Origin of the sequence: Actinomadura sp. 3N508 (assembly GCF_044326375.1) — a bacterium.
GTDB lineage: Bacteria > Actinomycetota > Actinomycetes > Streptosporangiales > Streptosporangiaceae > Spirillospora.
Genome location: NZ_JBIRAX010000006.1, coordinates 75,091 through 99,094, shown reverse-complemented (window position 1 = coordinate 99,094; position 24,004 = coordinate 75,091). Strand labels below are relative to the sequence as shown.

Annotated in this window: 22 protein-coding genes; 8 read left to right on the top strand and 14 right to left on the bottom strand. The window is 72.9% G+C overall.

The genetic code is table 11. The annotated features are described in order from the left end of the window. Positions 1 to 393, bottom strand: coding sequence for a hypothetical protein (locus ACH34S_RS22255; RefSeq protein ID WP_395954656.1), 393 nt, complete (start codon positions 391 to 393; stop codon positions 1 to 3). Positions 394 to 912: 519 nt separating this feature from the next. On the opposite strand from ACH34S_RS22255, the gene ACH34S_RS22250 reads away from it, so the two are divergent. Both ACH34S_RS22250 and ACH34S_RS22245 read left to right on the top strand, forming a co-directional pair. Then, positions 913 to 2,727 carry a protein kinase gene (locus ACH34S_RS22250; protein ID WP_395954655.1) on the top strand — a complete coding sequence of 605 codons (1,815 nt, stop codon included), beginning with the start codon at positions 913 to 915 and terminating at the stop codon, positions 2,725 to 2,727. Next, complete coding sequence (locus ACH34S_RS22245; RefSeq protein ID WP_395954654.1) at positions 2,724 to 5,018, top strand: FHA domain-containing protein; 2,295 nt, start codon at positions 2,724 to 2,726, stop codon at positions 5,016 to 5,018. The genes ACH34S_RS22250 and ACH34S_RS22245 overlap by 4 nt, the downstream gene beginning before the upstream one ends. Here ACH34S_RS22245 and ACH34S_RS22240 read toward each other — a convergent pair. The 7 genes from ACH34S_RS22240 to ACH34S_RS22210 all read right to left on the bottom strand — a co-directional run bounded on the left by ACH34S_RS22240 (position 4,993) and on the right by ACH34S_RS22210 (position 11,732). Next, positions 4,993 to 5,289 (bottom strand): hypothetical protein, encoded by a 297-nt coding sequence (locus tag ACH34S_RS22240; protein ID WP_395954652.1) that lies wholly within the window; start codon positions 5,287 to 5,289, stop codon positions 4,993 to 4,995. The two genes, ACH34S_RS22245 and ACH34S_RS22240, sit on opposite strands and share 26 nt — an antisense overlap. 92 nt (positions 5,290 to 5,381) lie before the next feature. Then, positions 5,382 to 6,251 (bottom strand): hypothetical protein, encoded by an 870-nt coding sequence (locus ACH34S_RS22235; RefSeq protein ID WP_395954651.1) that lies wholly within the window; start codon positions 6,249 to 6,251, stop codon positions 5,382 to 5,384. Between the two features lie 415 nt (positions 6,252 to 6,666). Then, positions 6,667 to 7,755 carry a glycerate kinase gene (locus ACH34S_RS22230; protein ID WP_395954650.1) on the bottom strand — a complete coding sequence of 363 codons (1,089 nt, stop codon included), beginning with the start codon at positions 7,753 to 7,755 and terminating at the stop codon, positions 6,667 to 6,669. Continuing rightward, positions 7,752 to 8,609, bottom strand: a complete 858-nt coding sequence (locus ACH34S_RS22225; protein ID WP_395954649.1) for a shikimate dehydrogenase family protein — start codon at positions 8,607 to 8,609, stop codon at positions 7,752 to 7,754. The genes ACH34S_RS22230 and ACH34S_RS22225 overlap by 4 nt, the downstream gene beginning before the upstream one ends. Before the next feature lie 11 nt (positions 8,610 to 8,620). Next, the gene (locus tag ACH34S_RS22220; RefSeq protein ID WP_395954648.1) at positions 8,621 to 9,394 is read right to left on the bottom strand and encodes an enoyl-CoA hydratase/isomerase family protein; all 774 of its coding nucleotides are present in this window, start codon (positions 9,392 to 9,394) and stop codon (positions 8,621 to 8,623) included. Further along, positions 9,391 to 10,965: an acyl CoA:acetate/3-ketoacid CoA transferase gene (locus ACH34S_RS22215; RefSeq protein WP_395954647.1), complete on the bottom strand. Its 1,575-nt coding sequence runs from the start codon at positions 10,963 to 10,965 to the stop codon at positions 9,391 to 9,393. Before ACH34S_RS22215 ends, ACH34S_RS22220 begins: the two co-directional genes overlap by 4 nt. After that, positions 10,962 to 11,732 carry an SDR family NAD(P)-dependent oxidoreductase gene (locus ACH34S_RS22210; protein WP_395954646.1) on the bottom strand — a complete coding sequence of 257 codons (771 nt, stop codon included), beginning with the start codon at positions 11,730 to 11,732 and terminating at the stop codon, positions 10,962 to 10,964. The genes ACH34S_RS22215 and ACH34S_RS22210 overlap by 4 nt, the downstream gene beginning before the upstream one ends. Before the next feature lie 53 nt (positions 11,733 to 11,785). On the opposite strand from ACH34S_RS22210, the gene ACH34S_RS22205 reads away from it, so the two are divergent. The 4 genes from ACH34S_RS22205 to ACH34S_RS22190 all read left to right on the top strand — a co-directional run bounded on the left by ACH34S_RS22205 (position 11,786) and on the right by ACH34S_RS22190 (position 16,028). Next, positions 11,786 to 12,805 (top strand): amidohydrolase family protein, encoded by a 1,020-nt coding sequence (locus ACH34S_RS22205; RefSeq protein WP_395954645.1) that lies wholly within the window; start codon positions 11,786 to 11,788, stop codon positions 12,803 to 12,805. A gap of 69 nt (positions 12,806 to 12,874) precedes the next feature. Continuing rightward, positions 12,875 to 14,038: a Gfo/Idh/MocA family protein gene (locus ACH34S_RS22200; protein ID WP_395954643.1), complete on the top strand. Its 1,164-nt coding sequence runs from the start codon at positions 12,875 to 12,877 to the stop codon at positions 14,036 to 14,038. Continuing rightward, positions 14,035 to 15,213: a dihydrodipicolinate synthase family protein gene (locus ACH34S_RS22195; RefSeq protein WP_395954642.1), complete on the top strand. Its 1,179-nt coding sequence runs from the start codon at positions 14,035 to 14,037 to the stop codon at positions 15,211 to 15,213. Before ACH34S_RS22200 ends, ACH34S_RS22195 begins: the two co-directional genes overlap by 4 nt. Next, positions 15,210 to 16,028, top strand: a complete 819-nt coding sequence (locus ACH34S_RS22190; protein ID WP_395954641.1) for a sugar phosphate isomerase/epimerase family protein — start codon at positions 15,210 to 15,212, stop codon at positions 16,026 to 16,028. Before ACH34S_RS22195 ends, ACH34S_RS22190 begins: the two co-directional genes overlap by 4 nt. A 37-nt stretch (positions 16,029 to 16,065) precedes the next feature. Here the strand turns inward: ACH34S_RS22190 and ACH34S_RS22185 are convergent, their stop codons facing one another. From ACH34S_RS22185 to ACH34S_RS22160, 6 genes are all read right to left on the bottom strand, one after another. Continuing rightward, complete coding sequence (locus ACH34S_RS22185) at positions 16,066 to 17,091, bottom strand: LacI family DNA-binding transcriptional regulator (RefSeq protein ID WP_395954640.1); 1,026 nt, start codon at positions 17,089 to 17,091, stop codon at positions 16,066 to 16,068. A 157-nt stretch (positions 17,092 to 17,248) separates the two neighbouring features. Then, positions 17,249 to 18,256, bottom strand: coding sequence for an amidohydrolase family protein (locus tag ACH34S_RS22180; protein WP_395954639.1), 1,008 nt, complete (start codon positions 18,254 to 18,256; stop codon positions 17,249 to 17,251). After that, positions 18,253 to 19,062 (bottom strand): ABC transporter permease, encoded by an 810-nt coding sequence (locus ACH34S_RS22175; protein ID WP_395954638.1) that lies wholly within the window; start codon positions 19,060 to 19,062, stop codon positions 18,253 to 18,255. Before ACH34S_RS22175 ends, ACH34S_RS22180 begins: the two co-directional genes overlap by 4 nt. Next, positions 19,059 to 19,853, bottom strand: a complete 795-nt coding sequence (locus ACH34S_RS22170; protein WP_395954637.1) for an ABC transporter ATP-binding protein — start codon at positions 19,851 to 19,853, stop codon at positions 19,059 to 19,061. Before ACH34S_RS22170 ends, ACH34S_RS22175 begins: the two co-directional genes overlap by 4 nt. Next, positions 19,850 to 20,719, bottom strand: a complete 870-nt coding sequence (locus ACH34S_RS22165; RefSeq protein WP_395954636.1) for an ABC transporter permease — start codon at positions 20,717 to 20,719, stop codon at positions 19,850 to 19,852. The genes ACH34S_RS22170 and ACH34S_RS22165 overlap by 4 nt, the downstream gene beginning before the upstream one ends. Positions 20,720 to 20,792: 73 nt before the next feature. Next, a complete protein-coding gene (locus ACH34S_RS22160; protein ID WP_395954635.1) occupies positions 20,793 to 21,776 on the bottom strand; it encodes an ABC transporter substrate-binding protein in 984 nt (327 codons plus the stop codon). Between the two features lie 218 nt (positions 21,777 to 21,994). On the opposite strand from ACH34S_RS22160, the gene ACH34S_RS22155 reads away from it, so the two are divergent. Further along, positions 21,995 to 23,020, top strand: coding sequence for a LacI family DNA-binding transcriptional regulator (locus ACH34S_RS22155; protein WP_395954634.1), 1,026 nt, complete (start codon positions 21,995 to 21,997; stop codon positions 23,018 to 23,020). Between the two features lie 37 nt (positions 23,021 to 23,057). Next, the gene (locus ACH34S_RS22150; RefSeq protein WP_395954633.1) at positions 23,058 to 23,834 is read left to right on the top strand and encodes an Fpg/Nei family DNA glycosylase; all 777 of its coding nucleotides are present in this window, start codon (positions 23,058 to 23,060) and stop codon (positions 23,832 to 23,834) included. Positions 23,835 to 24,004: the final 170 nt, after the last annotated feature.

The following is a 24,004-nucleotide window of genomic DNA, read 5'->3' as shown; positions in this document are numbered from 1 at the left end:
TCAGCGTGTCCGCCTCCGCGTGAGGAGCGCCCTGACCCCCGCCCCGACCGCGAGCGGAATGGTGACCACGGCCGCGAAGAACGGCAGGGCCATGGACGCGGACGTGGAGGCGAGGAGGACCGCCGGTAAGACGGCGGCGGGTGCGACCAGCAACGCCGCGTATCGCCTGCCGACGGCAAGCAGCGCCACACCGCCAAGCCCGATCACACCGGACCAGGCATAGACGTACGGCCGCGCCTCCGCCGCCCGCCGCGCTTCCTCCTCGGTTCCAAAATCCACGAGCGGCGAGGCCCGGCCGATGGCGCCGTACAACTGGTACGCGCCGACGACGATGACGACGAGCGCCACCAGCACCACGGGGTCGACTTCTTTGATCCGGCGACGAATGCCCATAACCATCCCATCCTGACGCCCACAACACTGGCCGGGCTGGGCACTGCCCGGAAACTCGTTCCGCCACTAGAGGTTCCCGCGCCGAGCACTTGTGGGTCGGTACTCGGCGGCAGGGTGTCGGTGTCGCAAGGAGGCCACAAGATCATGGCGCCGGTGTGACGGTCGACGTTAGGACGTTGCCCGCCGCCCCGGACGGCGGCTCGGCCGGGCGGGCGGAGTGGATCGACGTCGACGACGGTCCCGGGACCATCACGGTCCACTGGTTCGCCTGAGCGGTGCACCGGTTCGCGCGTGCGCTCTGACGGGTCGTGTACGAGGCGTCCGGCGTGTGAACATCGCCGCACCATTCTCCACCGCACTGTCGGATTTATACGAGAAAGTGGGCATTTAATAATCCCTCTGATGGCCGCAGTCGGCCATTCGATCGGCAAGGAAATGGGATACACCTCCGCGAAAACCGGTGGGTGCGAAAATGACCCGATTCTTTGCTCTCCTGACTGTGATCACTAGGAGTCCGCAGTGGAACGCCCTCTGGGCAGCAAATACGTCCTTGAAGAGGTCCTCGGCCGCGGCGCCACGGGCGAGGTCTGGCGCGGACGCACCCATGAAGGGGAGAAGCTGGCGTTCAAGGTCCTGCACGACACCCTCGCCCGCGACCGGGAGACGGTGAACCGGTTCCTGCAGGAAGGGTCGATCCTCACCGACGTCGCGCATCCCCACCTGGTGCGGGTGCACGACCTCGTCGTCGAGGGCGACACGCTCGCGATCGCGATGGACCTGGTGACCGGGTCCGACCTGCGCAAGCCGCTGGCCGCGCACGGGGCGATGCGGCCCGCCGACGCGTGCACGGTCGCCGCCGAGACCGCCTCCGCGCTCGCCGCGATCCACGACGCCGGTGTCGTGCACCGCGACGTGAAACCGGAGAACGTCCTGCTCGACGACCGCCGGAGCCCGCCGGCCGTCCGGCTGACCGACTTCGGCATCGCCCGCATCGCCGAGCAGACCGGCAGCAAGTCCACCATGCTCGTCGGCACCGCGCCCTACATCGCGCCCGAACTCGCCGACGGGCAGCCGCCGACGCCCGCCAGCGACCTGTACGCGCTCGGCATCATGCTCTACGAGATGTGCTGCGGCGTCACCCCGTTCGCCGACCGGTCCACCCTGGTCATGTTGAAGCACCACGGCGGCAGCAGGCCGGGCCGTCCGCCGGGCGTCCCGGATCCCGTGTGGGAACTGATCGAAGCGCTGCTCGCCAAGGACCCCGAGGCCAGGCCGGGACCGGCGGGACGGGTGGCGATCCTGCTGGAGGCGCTGGCGCGCGACCTGGACCAGTTGCCCGCCGCCACCACCCTGACCGAGCCGCCGGAACCGGTCCCCGTCGTGCGCGACGCCGCGACCGAGATGTCCATCCGCAACCCGCACCGCGACCCGGCGGGCGGCACGGGCGGCGCTGGTAAGCGCCGCGGCCGCGGGCGCCGGCGCGCGATCGTGTTCACCGCCGGATGCCTCGTCGTGGCCTGCGCGGTGGCCGGCGGCGCGTACGCCGCGACGCGGTCCGGCGATCCGGAGCGGAAGGGTGCGGCCGCGGCCACGCCGCCGCCGAGCGGGGAGTTCTCTCCGGCGCCCAGCCCCGGGCAGAGCAGCGCCCGGCCCTCCTACGGCCCGGGCCTGGTTCCCGCCCTCGTGGGGCTGCCCGAGCAGCAGGCGAGGGCGCTTCTTCCGCCGACGGTCGGCGTGCAGATCCGCAGGGAACAGGCGCCGCCCAACTCCCCGGACGGCGTGGTCCTCGCCCAGGAGCCCCAGCCGGGCGCCGACATGCCCGCCACGATCGCGCTGACCATCTCGTCCAAGCAGGCGATCCAGTACCTCGCCGACATCGAACCCAGCTCCGGCGACGGCACCATCACCGGCACCAACGCCACGAACTACCGGCTGTCCGGGCACGTCCAGGTGCACGCGATCGGCGTCGAGGGGTCGCCGTGCGGCAACGAGGCCGGTGGCGTCGAGTACGACCCCGGGCAGCACTACACGCAGTTGCAGGGCCTCGCCGGCGTCGACGACAACTCGGCGTCCGCCAAGACGCAGGTCACCGTGGAGTTCTACGGCGACGCCCGCAAGCTGAAGTCGATCACGGTGACGCTCGGGAAGGCCAAGGACCTGGACGTGGACGTCCGCGGCGTCCTGCGGCTCAGCATCCGCTGGGCGTTCAGCCACGGCGACGCCTCCCGGTGCGACGGCGGCACCCTTGTCCTCGGCGACGCCCAGCTCGTCGCCGCCGCCGGGTACACGCCGCCGCCCGGCGGGTCCCCGAGCGCGCCGGTGCCGGGCGGGTGAGCGAGCCCGGCGCCGGGCCCGGCGGGCTTACCGTGACCGCCGGCGGGACGGCCCGCGCGTTCCGTCCCGGCGACCGGGTACTGGTCGGCCGCGGCGCCGAATGCGACATCGTGCTCGACGACGCCCGGGTGTCCCGCCGGCACCTGGAGCTCGCGTTCGACGACGGCTGGGTGCTCCGCGATCTGGACACCGCGAACGGCACCTGGCACGAGGAGACCGCGCTCAGCGCGCGGCCGGTGGGCGCGGGGCTCGCCGTCCGCGTCGGCGACCCGCTCGACGGGCCCATCGTCGAACTCGTCGCCGTGTCCGCCCTGCCCGGGGCCACCGGCGGCCACGGTGCGGGCGCGCTCCCCGATCCGGTGCCGCTGGGCCGGTACCTGACGATCGGGCGCGGCCGGGGCAACACCGTCGTGCTGGACGATCCGCTCGTCTCCCGCAAACACGCGCGGATCGTTCTCGGGGCGCGGGGACACGTCGTCCAGGACCTCGGCAGCGCCAACCTCACGTTCGTCAACGGCGACTGCGCGACCCGCGCGGCGCTGCGGGACGGGGACGTGCTGACCTGCGGCCGGACCCGGCTGGTCCGGATCGCCGACCGGCTGCACTTCCTGCCCGGCACCGCCGACACCGGGCTGGAGGCCGACGGCCTCGCGGTGGCCCCGGCGGCGGCCGGGGAGCCGTTCGCGCCGACGCTGACGCTGCGGCTGGCGGGTGGCTCGCTGCTGGCGGTCGTCGGCCCGTCCGGCTGCGGCAAGTCGACGCTGCTGCGGCTGCTCGCCGGACGGCTGCGCCCGTCGGCGGGCCGCGTCCGCTACGAAAGCCAGGACGTGCACGCCAACGCCGAGGTCCGCACCAGGATCGGGCTCGTGCCGCACGAACCCGCGGGCCACCCGCGGCTGACGGTCGGGCAGGCGCTGTCCTACACCGCGGAGCTGCGCCGGCCCCGCGACATCGGCCCCGCCCAGCGGACCGCGGCGGTGCGCGGCGTGCTCACCGAGACCGGGCTCGCCGACGCCGCCGGGCGCCGGGTGGCGGCCCTGGACGAGGATCGGCGCCGCCGCCTCGGCATCGCCGCCGAGCTGATCACCGACCCGTCGCTGCTGCTGGTGGACGAGCCGCTCGCGGGCCTCGACCCGGGACGGGCGCGCGAGATGATGCGGTTGCTGCGCCGCCTCGCCGACGCCGGACGGCAGGTGCTGATCACCACCAGGGAGCCGTCCGAACTCGACCTGTGCGACTCGGTGCTGGTGCTGGCGCCCGGCGCGTACGAGGCCTACCTCGGCCCGCCGTCCGGGCTGCGCCGCCGGTTCGTCTCCACCTCCTGGGCCGACGTGTTCGACGATCTGGCCCGGGTCGCCGCCGCCAGGTCCGGTCTCGCGGGCACGCCGGAGACCGGTCCGTCGAGCGGGGCTCGTCCGTTGAACGGCGGCGGGCGGGACGGCCCGGTCCCCCGTGAGGAGGGAACCCCCGCGCCCGCCGGGGCGGTGGTCCGAGACCCGGCCGTCCGGCGGCGCGTCCTGCGCGACGCCGGTGTGCTCGCGCGGCGCCGGGTCCGGCTGCTGATCGCCGACCCGGCCGAGGCGGCGCTGCTGGTCCTCGTCGTGCCGCTGCTCGTGCTGCTCGGGGTCGCCGTCGCCGACTCGTCCGGGCTGGCCGTTCCCGACGGCGGCGCCCGCCGTGTCCTCGTCGTGCTCGTGCTCGGCGTCGCGGCCGCCGCGGCGCTGCCACCGGCGCGGGACCTGGCGAAAGAACGCGCGCTCTACGGGCACGAGCGGGCGGCCGGGCTGCTGCCCGAGGCGTACCTGCTGGCCAAGACCGCGGTTTTCGGCGGACTGGCGGCCGTCCAGGCGGTGCTCGCCGTGCTGCTGCTGCGCGCCGTGCGGCCGGGACCGGCGGACGCGGTCCTGCTCGGCCTGCCGACCGTGGAGGTCGCCGCCGGGCTGGCCGTGACCGCGGTCGTGTGCGCGCTGCTCGGCATGGCGGTCTCCGCGCATGTCCCCGGCTCCGAGTGGGCGTTGCCTGCCGTCACGCTGGTGACGGCGGTACAGATGGCGCTGTGCGGCGGGCTGGTGCCGCTGGCCGACGAGCCCGTGCTCGCGGGGGCCGCGGTGCTGCTGCCCGCGCGGTGGGGTTTCGCCGCGCTCGCGGCGACCGTCGACCTCGGGCACGGCACCGGCACACCGGACCTGCTGTGGCGGCACTCGGCGTCCATCTGGATGCTCTGCCTGCTCGCCCTCGCCGGGCAGGGCTGCGCCGCGGCGTTGCTCACGCTGCGGCGGCTCCGGCGCTGACGGGCGGCTGCCCGGCGCCGCGTCGCGGCGCCGGGCGGCGCGTCACTCCTGTTCGCCCCCGCGGCCGACGTGCATCACGACGCCCGCCCGCGGCACCGCGCTCAGGGCGGCCACGATCCAGTACCGGATCGTGGCCGAGGGGGAAGGTGGCGTCGTCGGCGCCGAACGCCATGGCGGCGGCCGCGGCGATGAGGCCGAGACGGGTGGCGAGGTCGATCACCACGACGCCGGCGGCGGCCCGCACCCAGCGGAACCGTACTCTCCGGATCATTGTTCCTCCTGCTCGATCGCGCCTTTCGGACGCTTTCCAGCATCGGGAAATGCGGCGATCCCGGCTGCTCCCCGATCAGGGAGTAGCGCGCTCTACTCCAGGCATTGCGCCCACTGGTTCGCCTGGACCTGTTTCCAGTACGCGTTCTCGAACAAGGCGAGATGGCGGTGGCCGAGAATGTCGTAGAGGAGGATGGTGGAGGCGATCGCGGTGTTGCCGAGCGTCCCCTCCTTGGGGAGCAGGGCGCGCGCCACCAGCTTCTTGCGCAGCGCCTTCAGATGGTCGCGGACCTTCTTCTGGAGCCGGTCGCGCAACTCCGGGTCGTTGCGCGCCCGGCGGGCGAGATAGGTCTCGCCCACGGACTCCAGTGCCAGCGGTCCGATCTCGGGTTCGGTCGGGAGCCGGTCCACGCGCGCGGTGTTCCGCAGCCACGGCGCGCACAGTTGCAGCGCCACCATGAACTCGCGCGTCTCCGGGTTCATCGTGATGCCCGCCACCGTGCTCGACCTGCTGCCGCTCCCGCCGGGAAGGACGGGGCCGGCGGCGGGCCCCGGTCCGGGCAGCCGGACGTGGACCGCCCGGAGCTCCCGGAGCATTAGCGCCGAGCCGACGAGCGCGCTGCCCGCCGTCAGCACGCACGCCTCGGCGGGGTCTTCGGGCAGCCTCGGCCGCAGGGTCACCGGTTCACGCAGCGGCGGGACGGTGTCGCCCGGCTCGTACTCCCCACTCTGGATCACCAGGGCGTGCTTGCGGCTCAGGTTGACGACGCGGACGCCGTCCCCGTCCACGGAGATCTCCCCCGCCCGCTTGGACATCCACCGGTCGTCCGGGCCGAGCGGCAGGTCCACGTCCGGGCCGCGGCCGAAGGTCAGCCGGTCGCCCGGCCGCAGCAGGCGCGGCGGCCCGAGCGGGCCGCTGACCACGACGGCCCCGTCGTCGTCCAGGTCATCGGTGTCCACCATCGCACCTCACGGCTCGTCCGGCCCCTGCGGGCACCAGCATCTCGCTTCCGCCGCCCGCACGGGACGGTTCCGGCACGACCCGCGAGGCCGACGGCGGCCACGGCCGCGCCGACCACGGCCTCGCGGGACCACTGGCGCAGCGCCCCTGATGCGGATAGCGACCCCGCACGACGAGATCGGCGACCGTGATGGCGTCAGTCGACTTCCCGCACGCGTTCGGCCCGACGATGACGATGAACGACTCGTCCGGAATCTCCGCGCCGAGGTTCTCGGCGACCACACGCCGCTCGTAGACCGGCGGTGGCCAGCAGCGCCGCGCCGGTCAGCGCGGCCGCCGCGAGTAGGGCCGCCTGCTCCCCGCTCGCTGGCACGCAGCTGCAACGGCTGGAGATTTTCGCCGGGCTGGTCAAGACCTTCATGCCGTGAGACGGGCGGCGAGGCGTTCGGCGGCGTGGCGGAGGTGGGGTTCGGGGTGTTGCATCGCTTCGTGTTCTGAGCCTGCCAGGTCGGTGAGGCTGAGCATCGTTACGCCGGGGCGGTCGGTCGCTACTGTTCCGGCGATCACGGCTGCCGGGACGCTGTGGCGCTCGGCTAGTTCGATGACGTGGCCTGTGATCTTGCCTTGGTAGGACTGCTCGTCGTGGCGGCCCTCGCCTGTGACGACGAGTGCGGCGCCGCGGATGCGGGCCGGGAGGCGGCTCAGGTCGGAGAGGTACCGGGCGCCGGACGTCATCGTCGCTCCCCAGTACGAGGACAGGCCGTATCCGAGGCCGCCTGCGGCGCCCGCGCCGGGGGCGTCCGGAGAGCCGCCGATCACGTCCGCCCATCGGCGTAGGGCGTTGTCCAGGACCTCGATCAGAGCGGGGTCCGCGCCCTTCTGGGGGGCGAAGACGGCTGCGGCGCCGCGTGGGCCGAAGAGGGGGGCGTCCACGTCGCAGAGGAGGAGTACGCCGTCCGGTGGCGGGGGCAGGAGGTTCGTGGCGTCGGTGCCGGTCACGGTTGTGAGGCCGGTCGCTCCGGGTGGGACGTCGCGGCCGTGCCGGTCCGTTGTGCGGAGGCCGAGTTCGCGCAGGCAGCCGGAGCCGCCGTCGGTGGACGCCGATCCGCCGAGGCCGACGACGATCCTGCGGGCGCCTGCGTGGAGGGCCGCGCGGAGGACGGTGCCGAGTGGGGCGCTGTCGGCGCCCGCTGGGTCGGCCGTGCCGACGAGTGGTAGGCCGCAGCATTCGGCCAGTTCTACTACTGCGGTGCCGTCGTTGAGGGTTAGCCAGCGTGCTTTGCGCGGGCCGTTCGGGAGGGTCACCGTTGTGGTTTGGACGGACGCGTCCGGGCGCGCGGCCAAGACCGTGTCGAGTGTGCCCTCGCCGCCGTCCGCTTGGGGCAGGAGTTCGGTCTCGATGTCGGGGCGCACGTGTCGGAAGCCCTCGGCCATTGCTTCGGCGGCCTTCGCTGCCGTGATGGTCGATTTGAACGAGTCTGGTGCGAGCACCACTCGCGGTGTCACGGGCGCGGGTCTCCTTCGGCTAGGAGCGGGGCCACGGCTCGGCGCATGGTCTCGGTCGGGTCGGGCAGGCCCGTCCACCGGCACCATGCGGCGGCGGCCTGCGCTACCAGCATCCCGTCGCCGTTGGACGCTCGCATCCCGCGGGCGCGTGCCTGGCGCACCAGCTCGGTCTCGGCCGGGATGTAGACCACGTCGAACACTGCGGCGGAGGGGGCGAGGAGGTCGACGGCGACCACCGGGCCTGGGGAGAGCATGCCTACGGAGGTCGCGTTGACGAACAGGTCGGCTTCCGCCAGGCGGTCGCGGGCGCGCGGGTCGTCGAAGGCCAGGGGCTCGATCGAGGCGGCGTCGCCTAGCTCGCCCAGGTCGGCTGCGAGGCGGCGCGGCATGTCGGCGTCGAGGTCCAGGACGGTGAGGCTTCCCGCGCCTTCGGTGGCCAGGCCGTAGACGGCGGCGTGGCCGACGCCGCCCGAGCCCGCCACGACCACGGATCGTCCCCGGACGTCCTCGCCCAGGCAGTCGCGGACGCCGGTCATGAAGCCCACGACGTCGGTGTTGAAGCCGATCAGGCGGCCGTCGGGCGCTGCGGCGACGCTGTTGACCGCGCCGATCGCCCGGGCGCCGGGCTCGATCTCGTCCAGGAGGTCCATCACCAGCAGTTTGTACGGTGCGGTGATCTGGAAACCCATCCATTCGTCGCGGCGTGCCTCGGCGATCTGGGCGGCGAGGCCGTCCTCGTCCACCTCGCGCAGCTCGTAGCGGGCGTCGACGCCTGCCGCCTCGAACGCCGCGTTGTGCATGACCGCCGAATGCCGCCGCTGCAAGGGACGGCCGAAGAGGGCGACTGTGCGCATGTCTGCTCCTGTCACTTGCCCGTGAAGCGGGCCGGGCGTTTGGCCAGGAAGGCGGCTGCGCCTTCCAGGGCGTCGTCGGTCGCGAACACGGTTTCCGAGCCGTCGAGTTCGTGGGCGAGGCCGTCCTCCAAGGGGGTCTCAAGCGACAGGTCGAGCAGCCTCTTTGCGACGCGCATCGCGACCGGGCCGCGTGAGGCGAGGGTCTCGGCCATGCCGCGGGCGGCGTCCACCGCCCGGCCGTCGTCGACGACGCGGGTGACCAGGCCGATCGCCAGGGCCCCGGCGGCGTCGATCGGCTCGCCGAGGAGGATCATCTCCTTCGCTCGTGCGAGACCGATCACGCGTGGGAGCCGCTGGGTGCCGCCGCTGCCCGGGGTCACGCCGAGCTTCAGTTCGGGCATGCCGAGCTTGGAGCGGCGGGTCGCGATCCGGAAGTCGCAGCACAGCGCCAGTTCGAGGCCGCCACCGAGCGCGTGGCCCTCGATCGCGGCGATGGTCGGCATCGGGAGCTGCGCGAGCTGGCGGTAGACCAGGCGTTCCAGGAGGAGCTTGTCCTCGGCGACCCGGCCGTGCAGGTCGCGGAACTCGGCGATGTCGGAACCGGCGCAGAAGGCCCTGCCTCCGGCGCCGTGCACGATCACCGCTCTGACGTTGGAGTCGCGCGCGACGGTGTGGAGGGCGGCGCGCAGCTGGCGGGTCAGGTCGCGCGACACGACGTTCATCGGCGGGTTGTCCAGGACGATCTCCGCGCATTCCCCCGGGACCAGGTGCACGAGGTCGGTCATGTCGCCGCCTCCTGAGTTGTGAGGCCGGTCGCCAGGCCCATGGGGGCGGCTGTGAACAGTCGCGCGTCCATGAGGGCGGGGGTGGTGGGGATGGACGGTTCCAGGTCCATGTGGGCCAGGACGTCTTTCTGCACGTCGATGCCAGGGGCCACCTCGATCAGCGCTAGGCCCTCCGGGGTCAGCTCGAAGACGGCGCGTTCGGTTATGTATCTGACTTCCTGCCCCTTTTCTGCTGCCAGGCGTCCGTTGAAGCTGATCTCGGTGACCGCGTCCACGAACTTGCGGTGGCGGCCCTCGCTCAGGATCGTCAGCGTGCCGTCCTCGATGGCGACGCGGAGGCCGCCGGCGGTGAACGTGCCGACGAAGCAGAGGCGCCTCGTCCGGGTGCTGATGTTGATGAAACCGCCGGGGCCGCGCGGACGGTCGTCGAACGCGTGCACGTTCACGTTCCCGGAGCGGTCGACCTGCGCGAACGACAGGCTGGCGATGTCGAGCCCGCCGCCGTCGTAGAAGTCGAACATGGACGGCTGTTCCAGGCGTGCCTGGTAGCCGTGGCCCGCGCCGCCGTCGCCGCCGAAGGCCGGTATCCCGCCGAAGATGCCCTGCTCGACGGTGAGGGTCAGCGCGTCCGCGATGCCCTCCTCGGCGGCGACGGAGCCGATCTGCTGCGAGATGCCGAAGCCCAGGTTGCAGATGTCGCCGCGGCGGAACTCCATGAGCGACCGCCTCGCGATCACCTTCCGGACGTCCAGCGGCGAGGGCGCCACGCCAGCGGACGGGGCGCGCAGCTCACCCGAGTAGTACGGGGAGTACGCCGTCGCGTAGGTCTGGCGTTGGACGGCGTCTACATAGACGAGGTCGACCAGTGCGCCGGGGACGCGGACGTCCGCCGGGCGCAGCGAACCGCGCGCCGCCAGGCGTTCTACCTGGACGACGACCTTTCCGCCGTTGTTGTGCGCGGCCATCGCCAGCGCGAGCGAGTCGCCCAGGATCGGCTCGTGCTCGAAGGTGAGGTTGCCGTCCTCGTCCGCCGTGGTGGCCCGCAGCACTACGACGTCGATGGGCAGCGCGCGGTAGAGGAGCCACTCCTGCCCGGCCAGTTGTACTACCTCTACTAGGTCCTCGGTGGTACGCGGGTTCTGCTTGCCGCCCGTCTGCCGCGGGTCTACGTAGGTCCCAAGACCTACGTGGGTGATGTGGCCGGGGCGTCCAGCGGCCATGTCGCGGCACAGGGCAGAGAGCACGCCCTGGGGTAGCGAGTACGCCTCCAGCGCGCCGTCCGCGACGAGGGTGCCCAGGCGAGGCTCGTTGCCGATGTTGCTGCCGATCGTGCGGCGTGCGAGGCCGGGCAGCCCGAGCTGGGAGAAGCCCTGGTCGGCGAAGTCGCCGATGCCGACGACGCGGACGGTGGTCAGGTCGCGTGGGTGGCCGGTGTCGCGGAACCGTGCCGCGAGGGCGTCGATGAAGGCCTGCGGCACGCCGTGCCCGGCGCCCGAGCCGCCGACCCAGACGGCGGCGCCGTCGCGAACGAGGGCGAGGGCGTCCTCGACGGTCCCGATGGACGGGCTCATGGCATCAGCCCGCCGCTGTTCGGGTTGAGGGTCTGGCCGATGAGCAGCGCGGACGCGTCCGACAGCAGGAAGATCACGCAGTCGGCGACCTCCTCGGGCTCGCCGAACCGGCCCAGCGGCAGCTCGGCCATCCGCTTGCGGCCCACCTCTCCCTCCATGACCGTCCGGCCCATGTCGGTGTTGATGACGCCGGGCGCCACGCAGTTCGCGCGGACGCCGCGCTGCCCGAACTCGCGGGAGATCGACTTGGCGAGCGCGATCAGCCCGGCCTTGGCGCTGGCGTAGTGCGCGACGCCCGGCCAGCCGACCTGGCCCAGGCGGGACGCCACGCTCACGATGCTGCCCGACCCGCGCTCCAGCATCCCGGGCAGCACCGCCTGGCTGGCGTGGAACGCGGCGGTCAGGTCGGTGGCGATGACGCGGTCCCATTCCTGCGGGGTCGTCTCCAGGAACGGCGTCTCGGGCATGATGCCCGCGTTGTTGACCAGGCCGTCGATGCGGCCGAACCGCCGCTCGGCCGCGGCGATGAACGCGAAGACCTGGTCGCGGTCGGTCACGTCGCAGCGGTGGACGTCCGCCTCGGCGCCGAGGGAGCGGGCCTCGTCGGCGACGCTCTTCGCCCCGGCCTCGCTCTCCCGGTAGGCGATCGCGACGTCGGCGCCGGCGGCCGCGGCGGCCAGCGCGATCGACCGTCCCAGCCCGCGGCCGCCGCCGGTGACCGCCACCACCCGGCCGTGCAGCGGACCCGACTCGTTTCTATCCGGCATGCTCATCGTCTCCTGTAAGCGCTTTCAATTTTCCGTTACCATCTCACAGCGTGATGACCACTTCAAGCCCTCACCCGGCTCGGGCCGGCGGACGCGTCGTCGACGTCCACGCGCATGCCGTGCCGGCCGCGTTGCTCGCCGAGTTGGGGCGCGGCGCCGCCGGCCCGGAGTCGCCCGTCCTGTCCGGTGACCGGCGCATCCGGTTCGGTGCGCGGGTCACCGCCCCCATCGCCGACGCCCTCACCGACGTGCGGTCACGGATCGCGGAGATGGACCGGACGGGCGTGGACGTCCAGGTCGTCTCGCCGTGGCTGGAGCTGAGCCCGGACGAGCTCGCCCCCGCCGCCGCGACCGGCTTCCTGAACGTCCTGGACGACGCCATGGCCGCGGTCGTGGCGCTGCGGCCCGACCGGCTGATCGCGCTGTCGCTGCTCGACCGGCACGACCCCGTTTCGGCGGCGGACCGGCTGAGGCGCGCGGCGGCCCGGCCCGGGTTCGCGGGCGGCGAGCTCGCGGCGGGCGGATCCGGCCCCGGGCTGGACGACGAGCGCTGGGATCCGCTCTGGAAGGCCGCGTCCGAGACGGGCGCGCTGGTGCTGCTCCACCCCTGGCGGGCGGCGTCCCCGGCGGGGCTGGACGGCGTCGATCGGCTCGGGGACATCGTGGACAACCCGGCGCAGTCGACGGCGGTCGTCGCCGCGATGATCCTCGCGGGTGTCTTCGACCGGTTCCCCGGCCTGCGGCTGTGCGTCGTCCACGGGGGCGGGTTCCTCCCCTACCAGGCCGGGAGGCTCGACGCGATCGCCCGGCTCCGGGCCGACTGGTCCGATGACCGCGTCCGGCCGAGCACGGCGCTGCGGCGGCTCTACTACGACTCGCTCACCCACTCGGCGGAGTCGCTGTCGTGGCTGGTCGGCTTCGCCGGGAGTGACCACGTGCTGCTGGGCAGCGATTACCCCTTCCCCACCGGCGATCCCGAGGCGGTCGCGGGGGTGGCGGCGGCGCCCGGCCTGACCGGTGCCCAGCGTGCCGACGTGCTGGGCCAGTCCGCGGCCGGGCTCCTCGGGCTCTGAGCCCTACCGGCCTTGACAGTGCCGAATCGCATGAAATAGAAAGCGCTTACAGAAATCAGGGAGGTTCACATGGATCAGGTGCGGATCGGCATCATCATGAACGGGGTCACCGGCCGGATGGGGACGCGCCAGCATCTCGACCGGTCGATCGTGGCGATCCGGGACCAGGGCGGGATCGTCCTCAAGGACGGCCGCCGGCTGGTCGTCGACCCGATCCTCGTCGGGCGCAACCCCGCCAAGCTGGAGGGCCTCGCCCGCCGCTACGGCGTCGAGCGCTGGACGACCAGCCTGGACGAGGCCCTCGCCAACGACGACGACACGATCTACTTCGACGCGCAGACCACGAACCTGCGCGCGGAGGCGGTCCGCAAGGCCATCGCGGCGGGCAAGCACGTCTTCTGCGAGAAGCCGACCGCCGTCTCGCTGGAGGAGGCCCTCGACCTCGCCCGGCTCGCCGACGCGGCCGGGGTCAAGCACGGCGTCGTCCAGGACAAGCTGTTCCTGCCCGGCATCCGCAAGCTGAAGAGGCTGGTCGACGGCGGCTTCTTCGGCACGATGCTGAGCTTCCGCCTCAACTTCGGCTACTGGGTGTTCGAGGGCGACTGGCAGCACCTCAACCGGCCGTCCTGGAACTACCGTGCCGAGGACGGCGGCGGCCTCGTCCTGGACATGTACCCGCACTGGCGCTACCTGATCGACAACACCGTCTCGCCGATCAGGTCGGTGCTGTGCCACAGCGCGATCCACATCCCGAAGCGCTGGGACGAGGACGGCCGCCCCTACGACTCCACCGCCGAGGACGCCGCCTACGGCCTGTTCGAGCTGGAGAACGGCGTCACCGCGCAGTTCACGACGTCCTGGGCCACCCGCCCCTACCGCGACGAGATCGGCGAGTGGCAGCTCGACGGCACGCACGGCAGCGCGATCGCCGGGCTCCGCGACTGCCGGACGCAGTCGCGCGCGAACACGCCGATGCCGGTGTGGAACCCCGACATCCCCAACCCGATCGACTTCCGGGCGGGCTGGCAGGAGGTGCCCGACAACGAGGAGTTCGAGAACGCGTTCCGCGTCCAGTGGGAGATGTTCCTGCGGCACGTGGTCGAGGACGCGCCGTTCGACTGGGACCTCCTCGAAGGCGCCAAGGGCGTCCAGCTCGCCGAGCTGGCGTTGCGGTCGTCGCGCGAGCGGCGCTGGGTGGACGTGCCCGAGCTGACGACGGCCGGGCCGGCGTGATCTCGCTGCTGCTGCCCTCCGGCACGGCGCTGGAGAAGTACACGCTGCGCGGCGCGCCGCCGCGTCCGCTGCCGGGGCGCCGGGACGCGCCGCGGACGCGCCGGGCCTACGCGGCCGCGCACGTCGTCGCCGACCCCCTCTCCACCGTCGATCCGGTGCTCGACCCGGCCGTCGACTGGGACGCGACGCTGAGCTTCCGGCACCACCTGTGGGACCTGGGGCTGGGCGTCGCCGAGGCGATGGACACCGCGCAGCGCGGGATGGGGCTGCCGCACGGGCTCGTCCGGGAGCTGATCGAGCGGTCGTGCCGGGAGGCGGCGGGACGCGGCGCGGCCGTCGCGTGCGGTGCGGGCACCGACGACCTCCCCGACGACCGGCCCGTCACGCTGGAGGAGATCGAGCGCTCCTACCTCCGGCAGTGCCGGTGGATCGAGGACGCGGGCGGGCAGGTCGTGCTGATGGCCAGCCGGGCGCTCTGCCGGACGGCGCGCTCGGCCGACGACTACCTGTCCGTCTACGGGAAGGTGCTGGGCTCGCTGTCGCGCCCGGCGATCCTGCACTGGCTCGGCGACATGTTCGACCCGCGGCTCGCCGGCTACTGGGGCACCCACGATCTCGGCGCCGCCGCGGACACCGTCGTCCGGCTGATGGCGGAGAACGCGGGTTCGGTCGACGGCATCAAGATCTCCCTGCTGGACGCCGGCCGGGAGGTCGCCCTGCGCCGCCGCCTCCCCGCCGGGACGGCGATGTTCACCGGGGACGACTTCAACTACCCCGAGCTCGTCAGGGGCGACGAGCACGGTCACAGCGAGGCCCTGCTCGGGATCTTCGACGCGATCGCGCCGCTGGCCGCCGAGGCCCTGGCCCTGCTCGACGAGGGCGACGCGGACGGCTTCGAGCGGGTGCTGGCGCCGACCGTCCCGCTGTCACGGGCGATCTTCGAGACGCCGACCTACCACTACAAGACCGGCGTGGTGTTCCTCGCCTACCTGCGGGGTCTCCAGCCGCACTTCGTGATGCTCGGCGGGCACCAGGGCGCGCGGTCGCTGAACCATCTCGCCCGCCTGCTCCGGCTCGCCGACCAGGCGGGGCTCATCGAGGACGCCGATCTCGCGGCCGGCCGCATGCTCACCGTCCTCAAGGCGGCGGGAATCGACGGAAGGAGCGCGGCGTGAGCATCGAACGGCTCGCCATCAACCAGATCACGGTGAAGGGATGGTCCTTCGAGGAGACCGTGCGCGGGCTCGCGCGGCACGGGATCGGCTGGCTCGGCGCCTGGGTCGCGCCGGTCGAGGAGTACGGCGCGGAGCGCGCGGCGAAACTGCTGCGCGACCACGGGGTGCGGGTGTCGAGCATGTGCCGCGCAGGGTTCTTCACCGGCAAGAACCCGGACGGTGGCGGGCTCGATCATGACGCCAACCGCCGCGCGGTGGAGCTGACGGCGGCGATCGGCGGGGACGTCCTCTACCTGGTCAGCGGCGGCGTCCGCGACGATCTGGACCTGGAGCGGTCCCGCGCGGCTGTCGTGGAGGGGATCGCAGAGCTGGTGCCGTTCGCGGCGGCGGCGGGCGTGCGGCTCGCGGTCGAGCCGCTGCATCCGATGATGTGCGCGGAGCGGTCGGTCACGGTGACGCTCGACCAGGCGCTGGACGTCGCCGAGAAGTTCGACCCCGCGCACGTCGGGCTCGCCGTGGACACCTACAACGTGTGGTGGGACCCCGGCCTCGGCGCCGCCCTCGCCCGCGCGGGCGACCGGATCATCGGCTACCAGGTGTGCGACTGGCTGGTCCCGCAGCCGCACCCGACGTTCGGGCGCGGCCTGCCGGGCGACGGCGCGATCGACCTCCGCTCGATCACCCGCGCCGTCGACGCGGCCGGGTACGGCGGCCCGATCGAGGTGGAGATCTTCAACGAGAAGGTGTGGGCGGCCGATCCCGACGACGTCCTCGCCGCCGTCGTCGCGGGCTTCCCCCGCCACGTCCTGCCCTGACCGTCGTCCCCCGTCCGCGCCCCGGTGACCTTCGCGCTCACCGGGGCGCGGCGGCGCTTTCCCGGAGGGCGAGCGTCCCCTCGACCTCGACCACATGCCGGGGCGACGGCGGACGCAGCGCGAGGTCCATCGCCGTCTCGCCGACCCGCTCCAGCGGGATCTCGACCGTGGTCAGCCGGGGCACGGCGTCTAGCGCGGCGGGCAGGCCGCCGAAGCCGGTCACCGACACCTCGTCCGGGACGGAGATCCCGTTCGTGCGCAGCCAGGACAGCGCGCCGAGCGCCATCACGTCGGCGATGGCCATCAGGCAGCGCGGCGGGTTCCGGCGGCTCATCAGCGTCTGCGCGCCGGTCAGGCCGCCCTCGCGCGACAGGTCGGTGTAGACGATGTCGTCGCGGCGCAGGACGATGCCGTGGTCTTTCAGCCCCTGCTTCAGGCCCTGGAGCCGGTCGCGGACGGTGAGCAGCCGCAGCGGCCCGGCGACCACGCCGAACGAGGTGTGCCCGAGCTCCACCAGCGCCCCGGCGAGGGCCCGCATGCCGCCCGCGTTGTCGATCTGGACGAGGTGCCCGATGTCGCGCCCGCGCGTCACCGAGACGACCGAGCCGCCGGACTCCTGGTAGTCGCTCAGCTCGGCGCGCATGGCGGCGTTGTGGGCGGTGTCGCGGAACGCGCTGCCGGCGAGGATCAGCGCCCGGACGCGCTGGTCGATGAGCCGCTTGACGTACTCCAGCTCGCGGGCGGGGTCGCGGTAGGCGCAGACCATGTTGACCAGCAGGTCCGCGCGCTCGGCGACCGTCATCACGCCGCCGCTGAGCAGGCCGAAGTAGCTGTCGCGGACGTCGTGGATCACGAGCCCGACGCTGGTCGAGGACGAGGTCGCGAGCGCGCGGGCGTGCGGGTTCACGCGGTAGCCGAGCTCGGCCGCGGCGGCGAGCACCCGCTCGCGGAGCGCGGCCCGGCCGCCGTAGTTCGGGTCGCTCAGCATCCGCGACGCGGTCGCGATCGAGACGCCGGCGTGCGCGGCGACGTCCTGCAGTCGGACCAGATTGCGGTCGGCCATCGGTTTCCGTTCCTCCCGGACGGTCCGCCGCCATCGCGGCGGATTCCGTAAGCGCTTACGACTCTAGCGCGCGCACTGCACCGCACACACCGCACTACACCGCACCATGCCGCCGTCCCCGGGAGGGCTCGGACGGCGGCACGGCCTTCCGGCGTCGTCAGCCGGCGAGGCGCATCAGGCGCAGGATGTTGCGGTGGTAGATGCGGTCGCGCTCGTCGCCGGAGATGTCGAGGGCGTCCAGGACGCGGATCGTCTCGCGGATGTAGAGCGGGCCGCCCTCGGGGTCGAACGGGCAGTCGGTGCCGAACACGACGTGGTCGGCGCCGAAGAAGTCCAGCCCGCACCGGGTGCCGATGTCGGAGCCGGACAGCGAGGTGTCGGCGTAGAACCTCCGGAAGTGGTCGAGCGGGCGGCGCGTCACGTCCCGCAGGCGCTCGAAGTCCGCGCCGGAGGTGCGGCTGCCGAGCTGGGGACCCCAGCCGACCCCGATCCGGCCCTCCAGGTAGGGGATCATCGCGCCCATGTGATGGGTGATGATCTTGAGGTCGGGATGCCGCTCGAACAGGCCGGAGAACACCAGCCGGGCCATGGCGGCGCTGGTCTCGTAGGGCCAGCCGAACGCCCACCAGATCTCGTACCTGGAGGCGTCCTCGGTCGCGTAGTCGGCGAACGCCGCCGTGCGGGCCGGATGCATCCAGACGGGCAGGTCCCGGGCGGCCATCTCGGCGAACACGCCGGCGAACGCGGGATCGTCGAGCGGGCGCCCGTTGACGTTGGTGAACACCTGCACGCCGCGGGCGCCCATCTCGTCGACGGCGAACGCCAGCTCGGTGAGCGCGGCGTCCGGGTCGTCCATCGGCAGGGACGCGACGAAGGCCGGGAACCGGTCGGGGTGCTTGCCGCACAGCTCGCGCATCGAGTCGTTGGCGAGCCGTGCCAGCGCGGGCGACTCGCCGGGGCCCGCGATCAGCTCGATGGGCGGCGAGGACAGCGTGAGCACCTGCTGGTAGCCGTCGCCGAACTCGTCCATGATCCGCAGCCGCTCGCCGAGGTCGTGCAACGCCGGCAGCTCCAGCCACCGCTTGAACGCCGCCGGGTCGGCCAGCTCCCGCAACCGGGCGAAGTACCGCTCGGGCAGGATGTGGCTGTAGGCGTCGATCTTCATCGGTCTCCTCGTGAGGTCTGCGGCACCCACCGGGTGATCCGCCGGTCGACGGCCTGCACCAGCGCCACCGCGCCGAGCGCGACGGCGATGATCACCAGCAGCACGGCCAGGACGCTCGCGCCGTCGAAGCGCCCGCCCGCCTGGGTCACCACGCGGCCGAGGCCGACGACGGCGATGAACATCTCGCCATTGATCATTCCGGTGACGGCGCGTCCGACGCCGAGCCGGACGCCCGCCATGATCATGGGCGCGGCGGCGGGCAGCATGACGCGCAGCAGTACCTGTCCCTCGCCGGCGCCGTAAGAGCGGGCCATCTCCACCAGATGGCCCGGCACGCCCTGGATCGCCGCCGCGGTGTTGATGATCATGACGAACATCGAGTACATGACGACGACCGCGACGATCGAGCCGCGGCCCTCGCCGAGCAGCGAGAAGAAGATCGGCGCGAAGACCAGCGACGGCGCGGTGAGCAGCGCGTAGACGTACACGCCGAGCGCGGCCTCGACCTTGCGGTAGCGGCCCATCGCGACCCCGACGGCCAGGCCCGCGACCAGCGAGATCGCGAAGCCCAGCACCAGGTTGATCAGGCTGTCGCGCAGGCTGCTGAAGATCAGCCCGCTGGAGGCCATCTCGGCGAGCCGGGCCAGCACCGTGCTCAGCGGCGGGAAGAACGACGCGTCCGCGACCTGCCCGATCAGTTCCCACCCGGCCGCGGCGATGGCCAGGCTGACCGGGGCCGCGGGCAGCCGCCGCCACGACAGGCGCGCCCGCGCCGCACCGCCGCGGCGTTCCGCGAGCGCGCTCATCCGGCCGCCTTGGCCCGGCGGTGTTCGGCGTGCATGTCCCGCAGCCGGTCCCACAGGTACGCGGTGATCTCGACGTACTCGGCGGAACGCTCCAGCGCGCCGACGTCGCTGGAGCGCGGGCGCTCCAGCGGGACCGGCACGATCTCGGCGATCTGCCCCGGCCGCGCGCTCATCAGCACGACCCGGTCACCGAGCAGCACCGCCTCCTCCATGCTGTGGGTGATGAACACGACGGTCAGCCGCCGCTCCTCCCAGATGGACAGCAGCTCCTCCTGGAGCAGGCGGCGGGTCTGCTCGTCGACGGCGCCGAAGGGCTCGTCCATGAGCAGGACCTGCGGCTCGACGGCCAGCGCGCGGGCCAGGCCCACGCGCTGCTGCATGCCGCCGGACAGCTCGCCGGGACGCTTGGTCTCGAAGCCCGCCAGCCCCACCGTGCCGATCAGCGCGCGGGCGCGCTCCTCGCGCTCGGCGCGGCCGACGCCGCGCATCCGGAGCCCGAAGGCGACGTTGTCCAGGACGGTCGCCCACGGGAGCAGCGCGAAGTTCTGGAACACCATGGCGCGGTCGGGGCCGGGCCCGCGCACCGGGTCGCCGTCGATGCGGATGTCGCCGTCGTCCCACGGGATCAGGCCCGCGACGCACTTCAGCAGCGTGGTCTTGCCGCAGCCGCTCGGCCCGAGGACGGTCAGGAACTCGTTGGGCCGGACGTCGAGGTCGACGTCGTGCAGCGCCTCGACGAGCCCGCCGTCCTGCCCGGTAAAGGTCTTCCGCAGCCCGCGGATCTCGATCATCGGACGCTCCTTGCGGTGGTGGTGCGTGCCCAGCGGGTCAGCTTGCGTTCGGCCCACCGCGCGACGGAGATCAGCAGCAGCGCCTCCGCCAGGATGATCACGATGGTGCCGTAGAGGAGCGGGGCCTGGAACAGGCCGCGGTACTCCAGGATCAGCCCGCCGAGGGCCTCGGAGACCATCAGCAGCTCGACGATCACCATGCCGGTGACCGCGCGGCCGAGGCCGAGCCGGATGCCCGTCATGATCGCCGGCAGCGCGCCGGGGAGCAGGACGCGCGTCCAGACGGCCCGCTCGTCCGCCCCGAAGGAGCGGGCCATCTCGATCAGCGACGGGTCCACCTGCCGGACCCCGGCCCGCGCGTTCACCACCACCATCACGATCGAGAAGATCGTGACGAGGATGACCCGGGAGGCCAGCCCGAAGCCGACCGACATCACCAGCAGCGGGATGATCGCCGCCATCGGGGTGACGAGCAGGATGTTGAGGTAGACGTCCGCCAGCCGCTCCAGCGCGCGGAACCGGCCGAGCAGGATGCCGAGCGGCACGCCGAGCACGACGGTCACGGCGAACCCGATGACCAGCGCCTGGTTGCTGACGTACATGGCCCGCCACAGCTCCGCGCTGCCGAGCAGCTCGACGGTAGCCCGGACGGTCTCGGTGAAGCTCGGGATCAGCAGCCCGCCCTGCCGCCGGGCGTACAGCTCCCAGCCCGCCGCGAACACGGCGAACGTAAGGATCTGGTAGGGCAGGTTCCGGGCGGCGATGCGACGCAGCAGGCCGGGGCGCCGCGCCGGGCGGGGCCCGGTCCGCGCCCCGGCCCGCCGCGACGGCCGCTGCGAGGACCGCCGCGTGGTCGCCACCGTCATCGGGCCCCGCCCTTCTGGGGGGCGACCCCCAGGCCCCCGGGTGGGCGGCCCGATGATCCTCGCTCCGCTGCGGTCATCGGGCCCCCTCGACGAAGGTCAGGTCGGCGGCGTCCTTCGCGGTCATGCCCTTCTTGATCACGCCGGCGCGGACGAAGAAGTCGATGGTGCCCTGCATGTTCTTCTCTGTCAGTGCCGCCGCGTCGAACAGCCGCGCCTGGGAGTACCGTTCGGCGACCTTCGCCATCTCGGCGCCGTCCTCCTCCGGCAGGTACTTGGCGGCCAGCCCCACCAGGTACCTCGGATCGGCGTTGATCTTCGCGTGCTGCCGGGTCAGCGCGGTGACCAGGGCCTGGGTGACGTCCTTGTGCTTCTTGACGAAGTCGCCGTTGGCGTACACGGTCTGCGGGCGCAGGTCGGGCAGGCTCTGCGCGAAGTCGGCGATCTTGGCGAACTTCGCGCCCTTGGACTCCAGCGCGACGACGTCGGAGACCTCGAGCGCGGTGGCGGCGATGCGTCCGGTGACGAGGGCCTGGGCGCGGACGTCGGAGCCGCCGATCGTCAGGTACTTGGGCTCCTTGCCCGGCGAGCAGGTGGACTTCACCCACTCCTTGACCATCGCGGTCGCGGTCGCGCCCTCGCTGAAGATCCCGAACGGGCTGCCGTCGAGCTGGTCGCAGGAGGAGATGCCGGGCTTGCCGTAGACCGCCCACTGGTTCCCGATGGCATCGGCGATGATCTTGATGGGGGCGCCGCGCTCGACCGCGAGCAGGGCGGGGCTCGTCGCCTCGGCGGAGAGCGCGTAGTCCCCCTTGGCCAGGCCCTCGATGGACAGTTCGGGCTCCGCCAGCTCGACGACCTTGATCGTGTGGCCCTGCCCGCGCAGGTCGTCGAGGGCCGCGAGGATCGGCACGGTCGTGATGTCGGGTTCGGTGAGCGCCACCTTGAACGAGAGCTTCCCGTCCCCGTCGCTGTCGGCCCCGCCACCGCCGCCGCACGCGGTCAGGGTGACGAGGGCCGCGAGCACGGCGAGCCGTCTGAGATGTGTCCCGGCGTACACGTCTCCTCCTTCGGATCGCGCCGGTTTCCTGGGGTTTCGCGTCGAAACCCGAGGTAATCGGCTAGGCAAACGTATGCCTTAGGTCGGCATGGTAGTGAGCGTCACCACAGAAATGTCAAGGGCGAGCCTCAGAAAACCCCCTGGAACAGGCGGGTTCGGTTTGGCGGTCCCGGCACCGCGTGCCATAATCAGGAAAACGTTCTCCTAGGAAGGTGGCCGTGAGCTCACTCGCGGAAGTCGCCAAGGCTGCGGGCGTGTCGGTGTCCACCGCGTCACGGGTGCTGACCGGGTCCAGCCATCCCATCTCGGCCAAGACCCGCGCCAAGGTCATCGCGGTCGCCGAGGAGCTCGGCTACTCGCCGAGCGCGCTGGCCCGCGCGCTGGTCTCGCGCAGCAGCCGGCTCATGGGCGTGCTCGTGAGCGACATCGTCAACCCGTACTTCTCCGTCATCGCCCGCGGGGTGGACGACGTCGCCAGCCGCGCCGGCTACGTCACCATGCTGTGCAACGTCGACCGCCGCACCACCACGGAGATCACCCGGGTCCGGACCATGCGCGACTACCGCGCCGCCGGGGTCATCTTCGCGGGCAGCGGCCACGTCGACGACCCGCGGGAACCGGAGCTCGCCAAGGCCGTCCGGCAGGCGCGGGAGCAGGGCATCCACGCCGTGTCGCTCGCCCACCGCGACATCGGCTGCCCCGTCATCGCCGCCGACGCCCAGGCCGCCGCGCACGACATGACCGACTACCTCGTCTCGCTCGGCCACCGCCGGATCGCGTTCATCGAGGGGCCGGAGGGCATGGTGGCCACCCGGCAGCGCCGCGACGGCTTCCTCGCCTGCATGAGCGACGCCGACCTCACCGGCAGCGCGCAGGTCCTGCCCGGCGGGTTCGACTTCGAGGCCGGGCACGCCGCGGCCATGCGGCTCATCGCGCGCCCGCCGCTGCCCGACGCCATCCTCGCGGCCAACGACGAGGCCGCCGTCGGCGCGCTCAACGCGCTGCGGCAGGCGGGCATCGACGTGCCGGGCGAGGTCTCCGTCGCCGGGATCGACGACCTGCGCGTCGCCCGGTTCGTCGGGCTGACCACGGTCAGCCTCCCGCTGTACGAGATGGGCGCGATGGCCGCCCGCCACATCATCGACACTCCCCCGGAGTCCGCGACGGCCGCCGCCGAGACCACCCCGCTGAGCCACCGCCTCATCCCCCGCGAGACGACGGCCCGCCGCACGCGCCGAACCTGACGCCGTGGATCCCCGACACCGTGGGTAGGGCCATGCCATGCCCGAACTTCCCGATGTCGAGGGGTTCCGCCGGGTGCTGGCCGAGCACACCGGCGAGCCGATCCGGTCGGTGACGGTGCTCGACGCGGGCGTCCTGCGCGGGGTCACCGCCCGGCGGCTGGACGCGGCGCTGCGCGGCCACCCGTTCGGGGAACCGCGCAGGCACGGCAAATGGCTGCTCGCGCCCGCGGGCGGCCCGGTGGTGCTGCTGCACTTCGGCATGACCGGGTCGCTGTCCTGGCACCGGGCGGACGAGCCGCGCCACCGGCACGACCGCGTCGTCTGGCGGTTCCGGGACGGCGAGCTGCGCTACCGCGACATGCGCAAGCTCCAGGGCGTCCGCCTCGCCGCCGACGGCGAGGCGGCGGAGCACGCGCTCGACGGCCTCGGACCGGACGCGTCCGAGGTGTCCCGCGACGGCCTGGCCGATCTCCTCTCCGGGCGGCGCGGGCGGCTCAAGCCGACGCTGACCGACCAGTCCGTCCTCGCGGGCCTCGGCAACCTGCTCGCCGACGAGATTCTCTGGCGGGCCCGGATCAACCCGATGCGCACCGCCGGAGACCTGGACGGCCCGGAGCTCACCGCCCTGCACCGCGCGATGCGCAGCGTGCTGCGCGCATCGATCAAGGCCGGACGGGTCCCGCCGCGCCGCACCTGGCTCACCGGTGCCCGCGACGAGCCCGAAGGCGTGTGCCCGCGCTGCGGCACACCCCTGTCCAGCCGCCGCGTCTCCGGCCGCAGGACCGTCTGGTGCCGCACCTGCCAGCCGAAATGACGCGGGCCTACACCGCGGCCCCGGCGCGGAACGGGCTCAGCACGCCGCCGTCCGGCCGGGAGACCCGGCGCAGCAGCGGTCGCGCGCCGCCGACGAACCCGGCGCCGCCGGCTGCTGTCCGGCCGCCGGTGCGGCTCGCGTGAGGCCGGGGAGTGCGTAGGGATGTGGTG